The organism is Methylobacterium sp. JK268, assembly GCF_054052225.1.
This window is the reverse complement of the sequence record NZ_JBSVZN010000008.1, coordinates 208808-221420: the sequence shown is the minus strand read 5'-3', so window position 1 is coordinate 221420 and position 12613 is coordinate 208808. Positions and strand designations below refer to the sequence as shown.

Here is a 12613-nt window from a genome sequence, read left to right as displayed (position 1 = left end):
AGAGTGCCGCGGGTTCCGCCGGGTTCGCTCCGGGTCGGAGACCCGTCCCCGCGGCGCCGCGCGCCGCGGCCCACCCGAGCGTGAGACGAACGACGCGATGGCGGCGAGTGCTGCGTCCCCTCCCCTGACCTCGCCGCGGATCTTCCTCGTCCGCATGGCGGTGTTCCTGATCCTGGTCGGGTTCCTCGCCTTCGTGCTCTTCCGGCAGATCGTGCCGGCCTTCCTGGCGAATCCGGGCCTCAACGGCCTGATCCTGGGCGTGCTGTTCATCGCCATCCTGCTCGCCTTCGGGCAGGTGCAGCGCCTCTTTCGCGAGGTCCGGTTCGTGAACCGCACCGCCGCGGGGGATGCCGCCCCGGGAGAGCCGCGGCTGCTCGCTCCCCTCGCGCCCGTGCTCCGAGAGGCGGTCGCGGGCGAGGCGCTGCCCGCCTCCGGCTTCAGGCCGCTCCTCGACACCATCGCGTCCCGGCTCGACGAGGGGCGCGAGGCCCTGCGCTACATCGCCGGCATCCTGATCCTGCTCGGCCTGCTCGGCACCTTCTGGGGCCTGATCGACACGCTCTCGGCGGTGGGGAACGTCATCCGCTCGATGCGAGCCGGGGGCGGCGACGCCGCCGTGATGTTCGACGAACTCAAGAGCGGGCTCGCGGTGCCGCTCTCCGGGATCGGCCTCGCCTTCTCGGCCTCGCTGTTCGGGCTCGCGGGCTCGCTCACCATCGGGTTCCTCGACCTCCAGGCGGGCCAGGCCCATTCCCGCTTCGTCAACGAGCTGGAGGACTGGTTCCTGGGCCGCGCCGGTCCGGAGCCGGTGGCGGGCGCGCCGGCGCCGAGCCGCGGCTCGGAGACCGCCCTGCGCGACCTCACCGAGGCGGTAACGCGCCTGTCCGCCCTCGTCGGCGACACCACCGGCAACAGCCGCGCCAGCACCCAGGCGATGGCGAACCTCGCCGAGGGCATCCAGGGCCTCGTCCAGCACATGCGCGCCGAGCAGCAGATGATCCGCGACTGGGTCGAGGCGCAGGCGAGCCGGGAGCGCGACCTGAAGCAGGTGCTCGACCGCCTCGGCCGGGAGCGCGTCGGCTGATGCGGCGCGAGGGAGCCCGCTGATGGCTGGCCGCGCCCTGCGCCGCGAGCGCAGCCTCAACGTCTGGCCGGGCTACGTCGACGCGCTCACCACCCTGCTGCTCTCGGTGGTGTTCCTGCTGACGATCTTCGTGACCGGGCAGTTCTTCCTGTCGCAGGAACTCTCCGGCCGCGACACGGTGCTGGAGCGGCTCAACCGCCAGATCTCGGACCTCACCGACCTCCTCGCCCTCGAACGGTCGAGCCGCCGGACCCTGGAGGAGAGTGCCGCCTCCCTGCGCGCCAACCTGCAGGATTCCGAGAAGGAGCGGCGGCGCCTGCAGGACGCGCTGACGACCGACCCGGGCGCGCAGGGCAAGGCGGGCGAACTCGACCGCCAGCTGGAGGCCGAGAAGGGCGCCACCAACCGGGCGCTGTCGCAGGTCGACCTCCTCAACCAGCAGATCTCGGCCATGCGCCAGCAGCTCGCGGCGCTGGAGGACGCGCTCGCCGCCTCCGAGACGCGCGACCGCGAGAGCCAGGCCCGCATCGCCGATCTCGGCAGCCGCCTCAACATCGCCCTCGCCCAGCGCGTCCAGGAGCTCAACCGCTACCGCTCGGACTTCTTCGGGCGCCTGCGCCAAATCCTGGGCAACCGCCCCGACATCCGCATCGTCGGCGACCGCTTCGTGCTGCAATCGGAGGTGCTGTTCGCCGCCGGCCAGGCGATCCTGCGTCCCGAGGCCGGGGCGGAACTCGACCGCATCGCGAGCGCGATCGTGGAACTCAACCGCCAGATCCCGGCCGACATCCCGTGGGTGCTGCGGGTCGACGGCCACACGGATTCGCGGCCGATCAACTCGGCCGCGTTCCCGTCGAACTGGGCGCTCTCGGCGGCCCGGGCCATCGCCGTGGTGCAGTACATGGTCGGACGGGGCATCCCGCCCCAGCGCCTGCTCGCGGGGGCCTTCGGCGAGTTCCAGCCCCTCGATCCCGGCACCACCGACGAGGCCTATTCCCGCAACCGCCGCATCGAGCTCAAGCTGACCGAGCGCTGAGCGGCCGCGAGAACGCCCCCACGCCTTCGTTCTCGCCGCGGGCCGACCGGTCTGCGCATCGCACGATGCACTATTCCGGCGGCTTCGCCGCCGCGCCGACCTTCGCGGCCTCCCGGCCCCGGGACTCATTCCGGCGGCGGCTCGCGTCGAGATCCTTGGCGAGACTCTCGGTGCCGGCGGCCGATCGCGCCCGGATCGGCCGGGCCGGCGCCGAGACGCCGACCGGCAGGTAGTCGATCCCCTCGCGGCGGCTCTGGGCGACGAAGTCCGGCGCCTCCACGGGCTTGGCCACGAGCCCGGCCGACGTGGCGAGGTCGCGCGTCGACCCGCCGTCGAGGACGCAGGCCGAGAGGACGGGCGTGAGAGCGAGCGCGCCGAGGGAGAGGAGCCGCTTGAGTGACATGGGGACTTGATAAAACCCGGTGGCGATCTGGCGGAAACCGATTGTGAGGCGTTAATTTGTCCGAAAGGCGGCTCGTCCCTCGGGGACGGGGCATGCGCGGGGAGGAGTGTGGCGTGACGGGCGAGAAGAGCGCGGCGCCGGCCGTGGACGTCGAGTCGATGTCCCGCAACGCCGGCCTGCTGGTGGAGGAATTCAGTCGGGCGATGGTCGCCTACGCCAAGCCCCTGGAGCGGGGCAAGGCCGATAACGGCATGGCGAACGGCGTAGCGGAGGTGGTCCGCACCCTCGGCACGGTGGCGGAGCGCTGGTTCGCGGACCCGCAGAAGGCGGCCGAGGCCCAGACGCTGATCGGCGGCCAGTTCCTGGCGCTCTGGGGCTCGACACTGCAGCGGATGCAGGGCGAAGCCGTCCCGCCGGTGGTGATGCCCGACCCCCGCGACAAGCGGTTCGCCTCGCCCGAATGGTCGACGAACCCGATGTTCGACTTCCTGAAGCAAGGCTACCTCATCACCACCCGCTGGGCGGAGATCCTCGTCGACGAGGCCGAGGGGCTCGACGAGCACACCCGTGCCAAGGCGCGGTTCTACGTGCGCCAGCTCGCGGGCGCCCTGTCGCCCTCCAACTTCGTCGCGACGAATCCGGAGCTGATCCGCGACACCCTCAAGGAGAGCGGTGCCAACCTCGTGCGCGGGATGCGGATGCTGGCCGAGGACGTCGAGGCCGGGCGGGGCGAGTTGCGCCTGCGCCAGACCGATCCCGGCCGCTTCGAGATCGGCGTCAACATGGCGAGCACGCCGGGCGAGGTCATCTTCCGCAACGACCTCATGGAGCTGATTCAGTACGCGCCGCAGACCGAGACGGTGCTCAAGCGCCCGCTGCTGATCGTGCCGCCCTGGATCAACAAGTTCTACATCCTCGATCTGAACGCGGAGAAGAGCCTGATCGGCTGGGCGGTGGCGCAGGGCCTCACCGTGTTCGTGATCTCGTGGGTCAACCCGGACGAGCGGCACGCCGAGAAGGATTTCGAGAGCTACATGCGGGAGGGCATCTTCGCGGCCCTCGACGCGGTGGAGACGGCCACCGGCGAGCGGGACGTGACGGCGGCGGGCTACTGCGTGGGGGGCACTCTGCTCGGCGTGACGCTGGCCTACATGGCCGCCACCGGCGACTCGCGCATCTCCAGCGCGACCTTCCTGACCACTCAGGTCGACTTCACCCATGCCGGCGACCTCAAGGTCTTCGTGGATGAGTCGCAGATCCAGGCGGTCGAGGCCAGCATGCGCAACCGCGGCTACCTCGACGGCTCCAAGATGGCGAACGCCTTCAACATGCTGCGGCCGAACGACCTGATCTGGCCCTACGTCGTCAACAACTACCTCAAGGGCAAGGCGCCGCTGCCGTTCGACCTGCTCTACTGGAACTCCGACGCGACCCGGATGCCGGCCGCGAACCACTCCTTCTACCTGCGCAACTGCTACCTGGAGAACCGGCTGTCGCGGGGCGAGATGGAGGTCGGGGGCCAGCGCCTCGACCTGTCGAAGGTGACGATCCCGATCTTCAACCTCGCGACGCGGGAGGACCACATCGCCCCCGCCGTTTCCGTCTTCGAGGGCTGCCGCTGCTTCGGCGGTCCGGTCGACTACGTGCTCGCGGGATCGGGCCACATCGCGGGCGTGGTGAACCCGCCCGCCAAGCCGAAGTACCAGTACTGGACCGGCGGGCCGGCACACGGCACGCTGACCGACTGGATCGCGGCGGCGACGGAGCACAAGGGCTCGTGGTGGCCCTACTGGTTCTCCTGGCTGGAGGCGCAGGCCCCCGAGCGGGTGCCGGCCCGGCAACCCGGCGGCGGCACGCTTCCCTCGCTCGGCCCGGCACCCGGGACCTACGTGCGGGTGAAGGCGTGACGGGGCGGGCCGCCGCCCTTGATTTCCCCGGGCCGCCCGTGGATCGGTGACGCGTCCCCGATCCGCGAGCAGCCATGACCGATCCGATCCCGCCCCGCGACCGCCTGATCGTCGCCCTCGACATGGCGACCACCGACGAGGCCGAGCGCCTGATCGAGCGAATCGGCGACGCGGCGTCCTTCTACAAGATCGGCTACCGCCTCGGTTACGCGGGCGGGCTCGTCCTCGCCGAGCGGCTGGTCGCGCAGGGCCACAAGGTTTTCCTCGACCTCAAGCTCCACGACATCGGCAACACCGTCGAGGAGGGCGTGCAGTCGCTGGCGCGGCTCGGCGCGGATCTGCTGACCGTGCACGCCTACCCGCAGACCATGCGGGCGGCCGTGCGGGGCCGGGATTCCGTCGCGGGCAGCGCGCTCAGGCTCCTCGCCGTCACGGTGCTGACCTCCTACGACGATGCCGACGCGCGGGAGGCCGGCTACGCGCTCGGCGTCCAGGATCTCGTCCGGATGCGGGCGCTCGCCGCCCGCGAGATCGGGATCGACGGCATCGTCTGCGCGGCGACGGAGGCCGCCCCGGTGCGCGCGATCGTCGGGCCCGGCCGCCTGATCGTGACGCCGGGGATCCGCCCGGCCGGCACGGCGACCGGGGACCAGAAGCGCGTCGTCACGCCGTCCGACGCCATCCGGGCCGGGGCGGACCACCTCGTGGTCGGCCGGCCGATCACCGAAGCCGCCGATCCGCGCGCCGTCGCGCGGGCGATCGTGTCCGAGATCGCGGCGAGTGCCTGAAGAGGAGAGCAGAATGCCGAGAGGGTACTGGATCGCCCGCGTCGACGTGAACGACCCCGACTCCTACAAGGATTACGTTGCGGCGAACGGCGCGGCCTTCGCCAAGTTCGGCGGGCGCTTCCTCGTCCGCGGCGGCGCCTTCGAGGCCGTGCTCGGCACGAGCCGCCAGCGCAACGTGGTGCTGGAATTCCCGAGCTACGCCGACGCCATGGCCTGCTGGAACTCGCCCGAGTACCAGGCGGCGCGGGCCAAGCAGAAGGGCGGGGCCGAGATCGACCTGGTGGTGATCGAGGGCTACGACGGCGCGCAGCCGACCGCCTCCGCGCCGCCGGTGCCGCCCAATTCTGCCTCGGAGTGAGGCGGACCCGCGGGGCGCCGTGCGCCCCGCGGGATTCGCGTCGTCACACCAACGGCCCAGGATGCTGACGCATCGATTCGATCTCGGGCAGGCCCGAGATCGACGGGGCCGTTGACCCTCTCGAATGTCCGATGCCAAGCCCAAGGGTCACGGTTCTGGGCTTGACGAAAATTCGAGAACGGAACCATCGGTCATTAAAAGTGACCGATGGTATCAGGCCTTCATCGCGACCTTGAGGTTCTCGTCGATCTTGTCGAGGAACCCGGTGGTCGAGAGCCAGCGCTGGTCGGCGCCCACGAGGAGCGCGAGGTCCTTCGTCATGTGGCCGGCCTCGACGGTGTCGACGCAGACCTTCTCGAGGGTCGAGGCGAAACTCGCGAGCTCCGCGTTGCCGTCGAGTTTGGCGCGGTGCGACAGACCTCGGGTCCACGCGAAGATCGACGCGATCGAGTTCGTCGAGGTCTCCTTGCCCTTCTGGTGCTCGCGGTAGTGCCGGGTCACCGTGCCGTGCGCGGCCTCCGCCTCGACGGTCTGGCCGTCGGGCGTGAGCAGCACCGAGGTCATCAGGCCGAGCGAGCCGAAGCCCTGCGCCACCGTGTCGGACTGCACGTCGCCGTCGTAGTTCTTGCAGGCCCAGACGTAGCCGCCCGACCACTTCAGCGCCGAGGCCACCATGTCGTCGATCAGCCGGTGCTCGTAGGTGATGCCGGCGGCGTCGAACTTCGCCTTGAACTCGTTCTGGTACACCTCCTCGAAGATATCCTTGAACCGGCCGTCATAGGCCTTGAGGATGGTGTTCTTGGTCGAGAGATAGACCGGGAACTTTCGGGCGAGACCGTAATTCATCGAGGCGCGGGCGAAGTCGCGAATCGAGTCGTCGAGGTTGTACATCGACAGGGCGACGCCAGCGCCCGGGAACTTGAAGACCTCGCGCTCGATGACGGTGCCGTCCTCGCCCTCGAACTTGACGGTCAGGCGGCCCTTGCCCGGCACCTTGAAGTCGGTGGCGCGGTACTGGTCCCCGTAGGCGTGGCGGCCGACCACGATCGGCTGGGTCCAGCCCGGAACCAGGCGCGGCACGTTCTTGCAGATGATCGGCTCGCGGAAGATCACGCCGCCCAGGATGTTGCGGATCGTCCCGTTCGGCGACTTCCACATCTCCTTGAGGTTGAATTCCTTCACGCGCGCCTCGTCGGGCGTGATGGTCGCGCACTTCACGCCGACGCCGTGCTTCTTGATCGCGTTGGCGGCGTCGATGGTCACCTGGTCGTTGGTGGCGTCGCGATGCTCGACCCCGAGGTCATAGTACTCCAGGGGGATGTCGAGATACGGATGGATCAGCTTGTCCTTGATGTACTGCCAGATGATCCGCGTCATCTCGTCCCCGTCGAGCTCGACGACAGGATTCGTCACCTTGATCTTCGCCATGATCGACCAGCCTTCCCTGTGCCGCGACCGCGCCGGCTGCCGCCGCGGACGATCTCCGTCGGCGTGAGCCACGCCGTTGCGCGGTCATAGCGCGCTGCACCATGAGGGGGAAGCCGTCCGTCCCGCGCAATGTCGCACGAGAAAAAAGGCCCCGGCGGGGGCCGGGGCGCAGGAGGTCTCGTGGAGGAAACGCGGCCGCACCCGGGAGGTTCCGCCGCCCGGACTGGTCCGGCGGGTCATCCGCCCCTAGAACCGCGGGGTCACGCATCCGCACGGCCCGTCATGTCCGAGTCCCCGCCCCGCCCCATCGTGATCCTGGTCGAGCCGCAGCTCGCCGAGAACATCGGCATGACCGCCCGCGCGATGGCGAATTTCGGGCTCTCGGAGCTGCGCCTCGTCGCCCCGAAGGGCGGCTGGCCCAAGAAGGGCGTGCGCGAGACCGCCTCCGGGGCCACCCACGTCCTGGACGGCGCGACCATCCACGCCACGGTGGCGGAGGCGATCGGGGACCTTCACCACGTGCTCGCCACCACTGCCCGCGAGCGCGGGCAGATGAAGCGCGTCATGGGACCCGACGAGGCGATGCAGGCGGTGGTGACGCGTCAGGCCGGCGGCGAGAGGGTCGGCCTCCTGTTCGGGCGGGAGCGCGTCGGGCTGTCGAACGACGAGGTCTCGCTCGCCGACGCCATCATCACCTTCCCGGTCGACCCGAAGCATTCCTCGCTCAACCTCGCCCAGAGCGTGCTCCTGGTCGCCTACGAGTGGCGGCGGGCGGCCGGGCTCGCCACCCTCCCGTTCGACGGCGAGATGCATTCCCCGCCCGCTCCCCGGGAGGCGATCCTGTCGCTGTTCGAGAGCCTGGAGGGCGCGCTCGACGCCGCCGGCTACTTCCCGCCGGAGAAGCGCGGCGGGATGGTGCGCAACCTGCGCGACATTTTCCACCGCATGGGGATGACCGAGCAGGACGTGCGCAGCCTGCGCGGCGCGCTGCGGGCCCTGACGGAGCGCGGCAGGGAGTAGGGTCCGAGGTCGCCATGGAGAAGACGTTCACCGCCGCGCGGGAGGACCGCCCCGGACGCGCGTGGCTCGCCCGGTTCCGCGACGGGCGGGAGGAGGCCGCGCGGTGGTATCTCGGCGACGGCGCGCGCGACCTGCCGACGGCGGCCGAGTGCCGAGCGGCCCTGCGGCGCCACATGCCCGAACTCCTGCCCCGCTACGACGAAGCCTGCGCGATGGTCGGCGACGACGACCTCGCCCACCGCATCCTCAGCCATTACCGGCCGGCGGCGCAGGCGCAGGGCTGCAGCCAGGCGGTGTGGCTCGGCCAGGACGGGCCGGCGCTCGTGCGCAACTACGATTTCCCGCTCGCCGTCATCACCGGCCGAATCGAGATGAGCGCGTGGTCGGGCAAGCGAGTGATCGGGATGGCGCAGCGGCCGTGGGGCGGGTGCCTCGACGGGATGAACGAGGACGGGCTCGCGGCCAGCCTCACGCTCGGCGGCCTCGCCCGGCGCCGGGCGGGCTTCGCGATCATCCTGATGCTGCGCTACGTGCTGGAGACCTGCCGGTCCGTCGGCGAGGCGACCGCCGCGCTCTGCCGCCTTCCGGTCACGCAACTCCACAACGTCACGCTCCTCGATCGCACGGGGGCGCACGCCACGCTCTTCATCGGGCCGAACCGCGAGCCCGCCGTGACGGGCTTGCGGACCTGCACGAACCACCAGGAGCGGGCGTCGCCGGCCTCGCGCTCCGCCCTGCGCCAGCGCGTCCTCGACGACGCGCTGGCCGAGGGATCGGCCACGCTCGCGACCCTGACGGCCCGCTTCCTCGAGCCCCCTCTCGCCTCGCGCCACCCGCGCTTCACGACCGCCTACACGGCCGTGTACCGGCCCGCGGAGGGTCGGGTCGATTATCTCTGGCCCGGCCGCCGGTGGAGCCAGAGCTTCGATCGCTTCGAGGAGGGGGCGTACACCCACGATTTCGGGGACCTGGATCGCTGACCAGGACGCCCGGGCAGCCGAGGGACGGACGGTCCGGCAGGCGGGCAGACATGCGCGGCGCCGTCGGCGTCCGCTCGCCGGAGAAGCACATCGCGATCATAGGCGAGCGACGCCACGATCTCTCCTGTATCACTATGACTGATCGATGGCTTTTCAGCCCACACACCGTCTGCGGATGTTAACGGAACAGAGATCCGGTTGGCGCATTTTCAGACAAAATGGTCGCCGATTCGCTGTCGCCATTGCGGGAGGACAATGCGCCGGCCGGTGATGTGGCGAGCGGCCCGTTCACGACGAAGAATGCACTGACGATTTTGGCACGCGCACGAGAGACATGACGCCACCCAGCCACAACGCCATCCCGCGCATCGGCGGCCGAGGCTGCCGTCGGTGCCGACCCGGCCTTCGATCCCCGGGCGACGGGTGAGAGCGTACCGCGGCAGGGAGCCGGCGCCGTCCCATCCCGGATCGCGCAGGACCGCCAGGGCGTGATACCTCTCCCGCGCGATGATCGATCGACTCCATCAGCATGAGCGGTGTGATCACCGGACATCGAGAACACAGCATGAGTGTCGTCCTTCTGCTCTCACGACAGCGATCCGGCACTGGCGCCCTCGTTTCCGTCATCGAGCGGCATCCGGCCATCACCTACGCGGGCGAGGTGCTGGATAGCCACTCCGCGTTGGGTAGCTTCTCGAAATGGATCGACACAAATGCGATTCACGACCTGAAGCCGGAAAACATGCATCGCCGTTTCGCGGACTTCATGGACACCTTTCGATCGGACGAAAAGGTACATATTATCGATATCAAATATAATTTCTTGAATATGTTCTCACCTCCATCCTATGGCATGCGCGAAGCGCCATGGATACTCGAATATTTCGCGAGCATCCCTGCGCCGATCATCAATCTCAGGCGGCGCAATTTGCTCGACGCCTACGTGTCCGGCAAGCTTGCGGAGCTCAATGGAGCCTGGCACATCACGGATCACGGCAGTAATTATCAGCAAAGACTGACGATCAATATCCCTGATTTTGCGGCCTTTCTCCGAAATGCAGTCCGTGAGGATAGGTTTTTTGCTGACTATTTTACGGGTTACACGTTTTCAAAAGTGATTTACTATGAAGAGATATTCACCGATGAGCACTCCCTTTCGGAGGAATGCCTTCGGGAGTTATCCGATCTACTCAGCATCGATCTGACTCACCTAGATAAAAGACCTAGATTTTGTAAGCAAGTTCGCGGAAGATCGTCCGAAAAGATCGAGAACATCGACGAAGTGATCGAGTTTTTCGGCTGTTCCAGGCTCTGAATCATCCGCGCGGGACCTCAGGCCTTGTCGCGCGTGACCGCTCCTCTCCTGCGCAGCGGTGACGCGCTCGCGCAGTCGATCGAATCGCCGTGGCTCGGTCGCGGGGGCTCGTCGGCATGCCACCCGACCACGTCACGACGAGCCGCGGGAACGTCGATGCGTTCCTGCCCATCACCGTCAGCCGGAGAGCGGATGGCGGCCTCGGCCCCATTTCGCGTCGCCGTCCGCATCAGCGGACGTTCGGGGCGAAGTCCGCCTGTCACCGACAGGGGTCGACAGGCTCCCGGCCGCACGGGACCATGACCGCCCTCGCCGCGTCCGACCGACGTCAGCCCGATCGCGGCCCCGCGCAGGACGGCCCAGCACAGCCTCTAGAGCAGCACCCGATCACGTTGGAGTCGGACACTGCTCTAGGTCTTCGACTTTCGCGCATTTTCTGCGACGAACCGGTATCCACTTCGTCGGAAAATGCTTTAAACTTGCGGCAGCTTCGCCAGCGACTGCTCGATGTCGTCGATCAGATCCGCCACGGTCTCGAGCCCGATCGAGAGCCGCACCGTGTCGGGACCGACGCAGGCGGCGATCTTCTCGTCCTCGCGCAACTGGCGGTGGGTGGTGGTGGCGGGGTGGATCGCCAGCGACTTGATCTCGCCGATATTCACGAGGTGCGAGATCAGCTCCAGGCCCGAGATGAAGTCGAGCGCCGCGCGCTCACCCCCCTTCAGGGCGAAGGTGAAGATCGATCCGGCGCCCTGCGGCGCGTAGCGCGCGGCCACGGCCTCGCCGGGCTGGCCCGGCAGAGACGGGTAGCTGACCCAGGCGACCTTCGGGTGCGCCTTCAAGGACGCCGCCACCGCCCTGGCATTGGCGCAATGCCGCTCCATGCGCAGGGGCAGCGTCTCGATGCCGGTGAGCGTCAGGAAGGCGTTCATCGGGGACAGGCCCGGCCCGAGGTCGCGCAGGCCGAACAGCCGGCAGGCCGTCGCGAAGGCGGTCTCCGGGAAGCGCTCGGACACGACGAGGCCGTCGTAATCCGGCCAGGGCGCGTTGATCAGGGTGTAGCCGCCGCGGGCGCGCCAGTCGAAGCGGCCCGCGTCGCAGATGATGCCGCCGATCACCGTGCCGGAGCCCGACAGGAACTTCGAGGTCGAGTGCACGACGATGTCGGCCCCGTGCTCGATGGGCCGGATCAGGGCTGGCGAGGCGAGCGTGTTGTCGACGATGAGCGGCAGGTTGTGGCGGCGCGCCACCGCCGCCACGCCCGCAAGGTCGATGACCGTGCCGCAGGGGTTGACGATCGACTCGCAGACGATCGCCCGGGTCTTCTCGGTGATCGCCGCCTCGAAATCCTCCGGCGTCAGGCCGCGGGTGAATTGCGGCAGGAGCCCGTAGCGGGTCTCCAGGCGCCGCATCAGCCCGAGCGAACCGCCGAACAGCCGCGCCGAGGCCACGTAGGCCTCCCCGGATTGCATCAGCGTCAGGAGGACGAGGAGCACGGCCGACTGGCCGGAGGCCACCGCCACTGCCGCCTTGGCGCCCTCCAGGGAGGCGACGCGCCGCTCCAGCGCCGCCACGGTCGGGTTGGAGCCGCGCGAGTACGAGAAGCCCGTCGCCCGCATGGCGAAGATGTCGGCCGCCTGCTCGTTCGAGTCGAACACGAAGCCGTTGGTGAAGTAGATCGGCTGTGCGCGGGCGCCCGTCGCCCCGTCGGGCGCGGTGCCGGCATGCACCGCCCGAGTGGCGAAGGCGAGGGTCGACGGGTCGAAGGACGGCATCGGGTGGTCTCAGGCGGCGCGCCGCACGCGATCGTGCAGCGTCTGGACGAGGTCGGTCGGGGCGTAGGGCTTCGGGATGAAGACCGCACCCTCGGGCATGTCGTGGGGTCCAGGCGTCCCCATGCCGGAGACCACCAGGACCGGGATCCAGGGCCAGCGCCGGGCGACCAGCCGCGCCAGGGCCAGCCCGTCGATGGAGCCGAGCGGCATGTCGACGTCGGTCATCAGCGCGTCGACCTCCTGGGCGGATTCCAGCACCTGGAGGGCGCGGTCCGCATGCGGCGCCTCCACGACCTGGAACCCCGCCTCCGCGAGCGTGTCGGACGCCTCCATCAGGAGGAGGCCGTCATCCTCGACGAGGAGAACGACCGGAGCCTCGGCGGAGGCCGGGGCGGCGGGATCCGAGACCGGGCTGGATGTCATCGGGTGCTGGGGCTGGGATAAAGGGATCTGGCTGCGTATGGGCAGCCTCCCCTCGGGTCAAGCGTGGCCGGAGGAATCATTCCGGCACCCCGGCCG

At 69.2% G+C, this 12613-nt stretch carries 12 protein-coding genes; 8 read left to right on the top strand and 4 right to left on the bottom strand.

Going from position 1 to position 12613, the window contains the following annotated elements; all coding sequences use genetic code 11:
• Positions 1-97 precede the first annotated feature (97 nt).
• Together ACW9J6_RS11000 and ACW9J6_RS10995 are read left to right on the top strand one after the other, a co-directional pair.
• Complete coding sequence (locus ACW9J6_RS11000; RefSeq protein WP_457116509.1) at positions 98-1084, top strand: flagellar motor protein MotA; 987 nt, start codon at positions 98-100, stop codon at positions 1082-1084.
• A gap of 22 nt (positions 1085-1106) precedes the next feature.
• The gene (locus ACW9J6_RS10995) at positions 1107-2120 is read left to right on the top strand and encodes a peptidoglycan -binding protein (RefSeq protein ID WP_457116508.1); all 1014 of its coding nucleotides are present in this window, start codon (positions 1107-1109) and stop codon (positions 2118-2120) included.
• 70 nt (positions 2121-2190) lie between these two features.
• Here the strand turns inward: ACW9J6_RS10995 and ACW9J6_RS10990 are convergent, their stop codons facing one another.
• Complete coding sequence (locus ACW9J6_RS10990; RefSeq protein ID WP_457116507.1) at positions 2191-2523, bottom strand: hypothetical protein; 333 nt, start codon at positions 2521-2523, stop codon at positions 2191-2193.
• A gap of 158 nt (positions 2524-2681) precedes the next feature.
• Between ACW9J6_RS10990 and phaC the strand changes: the two genes are divergently transcribed.
• From phaC to ACW9J6_RS10975, 3 genes are all read left to right on the top strand, one after another.
• Positions 2682-4430, top strand: a complete 1749-nt coding sequence (gene phaC / locus ACW9J6_RS10985; RefSeq protein WP_457116549.1) for a class I poly(R)-hydroxyalkanoic acid synthase — start codon at positions 2682-2684, stop codon at positions 4428-4430.
• A gap of 74 nt (positions 4431-4504) precedes the next feature.
• Positions 4505-5218: an orotidine-5'-phosphate decarboxylase gene (gene pyrF / locus ACW9J6_RS10980; protein ID WP_457116506.1), complete on the top strand. Its 714-nt coding sequence runs from the start codon at positions 4505-4507 to the stop codon at positions 5216-5218.
• 13 nt (positions 5219-5231) lie between these two features.
• Positions 5232-5576, top strand: coding sequence for a DUF1330 domain-containing protein (locus tag ACW9J6_RS10975; RefSeq protein WP_457116505.1), 345 nt, complete (start codon positions 5232-5234; stop codon positions 5574-5576).
• A gap of 213 nt (positions 5577-5789) precedes the next feature.
• Here the strand turns inward: ACW9J6_RS10975 and ACW9J6_RS10970 are convergent, their stop codons facing one another.
• On the bottom strand, positions 5790-7004 hold the full coding sequence (locus tag ACW9J6_RS10970; RefSeq protein ID WP_457116504.1) for an NADP-dependent isocitrate dehydrogenase: 1215 nt from the start codon (positions 7002-7004) through the stop codon (positions 5790-5792).
• 282 nt (positions 7005-7286) lie between these two features.
• Between ACW9J6_RS10970 and ACW9J6_RS10965 the strand changes: the two genes are divergently transcribed.
• The 3 genes from ACW9J6_RS10965 (at position 7287) to ACW9J6_RS10955 (ending at position 10319) form a co-directional block, all read left to right on the top strand.
• Positions 7287-8024, top strand: a complete 738-nt coding sequence (locus ACW9J6_RS10965; RefSeq protein ID WP_457116503.1) for an RNA methyltransferase — start codon at positions 7287-7289, stop codon at positions 8022-8024.
• Positions 8025-8038: 14 nt separating this feature from the next.
• Positions 8039-9004, top strand: a complete 966-nt coding sequence (locus ACW9J6_RS10960) for a C45 family autoproteolytic acyltransferase/hydolase (RefSeq protein ID WP_457116502.1) — start codon at positions 8039-8041, stop codon at positions 9002-9004.
• 565 nt (positions 9005-9569) lie between these two features.
• Positions 9570-10319, top strand: a complete 750-nt coding sequence (locus tag ACW9J6_RS10955) for a hypothetical protein (RefSeq protein WP_457116501.1) — start codon at positions 9570-9572, stop codon at positions 10317-10319.
• Between the two features lie 473 nt (positions 10320-10792).
• Here ACW9J6_RS10955 and ACW9J6_RS10950 read toward each other — a convergent pair whose 3' ends face one another.
• Both ACW9J6_RS10950 and ACW9J6_RS10945 read right to left on the bottom strand, forming a co-directional pair.
• Positions 10793-12094 carry an O-acetylhomoserine aminocarboxypropyltransferase/cysteine synthase family protein gene (locus tag ACW9J6_RS10950; protein WP_457116500.1) on the bottom strand — a complete coding sequence of 434 codons (1302 nt, stop codon included), beginning with the start codon at positions 12092-12094 and terminating at the stop codon, positions 10793-10795.
• A 9-nt stretch (positions 12095-12103) separates the two neighbouring features.
• Positions 12104-12517, bottom strand: a complete 414-nt coding sequence (locus ACW9J6_RS10945) for a response regulator (protein WP_457116499.1) — start codon at positions 12515-12517, stop codon at positions 12104-12106.
• Between the last annotated feature and the right edge of the window lie 96 nt (positions 12518-12613).

Coding starts and splice junctions, on each gene's coding strand:
- ACW9J6_RS10970 (WP_457116504.1), bottom strand. CDS start 7,004: ATGGCGAAGATCAAGGTGACGAATCCTGTCGTCGAGCTCGACGGGGAC.
- ACW9J6_RS10975 (WP_457116505.1), top strand. CDS start 5,232: ATGCCGAGAGGGTACTGGATCGCCCGCGTCGACGTGAACGACCCCGAC.
- ACW9J6_RS10960 (WP_457116502.1), top strand. CDS start 8,039: ATGGAGAAGACGTTCACCGCCGCGCGGGAGGACCGCCCCGGACGCGCG.
- pyrF (WP_457116506.1), top strand. CDS start 4,505: ATGACCGATCCGATCCCGCCCCGCGACCGCCTGATCGTCGCCCTCGAC.
- ACW9J6_RS10990 (WP_457116507.1), bottom strand. CDS start 2,523: ATGTCACTCAAGCGGCTCCTCTCCCTCGGCGCGCTCGCTCTCACGCCC.
- ACW9J6_RS10965 (WP_457116503.1), top strand. CDS start 7,287: ATGTCCGAGTCCCCGCCCCGCCCCATCGTGATCCTGGTCGAGCCGCAG.
- phaC (WP_457116549.1), top strand. CDS start 2,682: ATGTCCCGCAACGCCGGCCTGCTGGTGGAGGAATTCAGTCGGGCGATG.
- ACW9J6_RS11000 (WP_457116509.1), top strand. CDS start 98: ATGGCGGCGAGTGCTGCGTCCCCTCCCCTGACCTCGCCGCGGATCTTC.
- ACW9J6_RS10995 (WP_457116508.1), top strand. CDS start 1,107: ATGGCTGGCCGCGCCCTGCGCCGCGAGCGCAGCCTCAACGTCTGGCCG.
- ACW9J6_RS10955 (WP_457116501.1), top strand. CDS start 9,570: ATGAGTGTCGTCCTTCTGCTCTCACGACAGCGATCCGGCACTGGCGCC.
- ACW9J6_RS10945 (WP_457116499.1), bottom strand. CDS start 12,517: ATGACATCCAGCCCGGTCTCGGATCCCGCCGCCCCGGCCTCCGCCGAG.
- ACW9J6_RS10950 (WP_457116500.1), bottom strand. CDS start 12,094: ATGCCGTCCTTCGACCCGTCGACCCTCGCCTTCGCCACTCGGGCGGTG.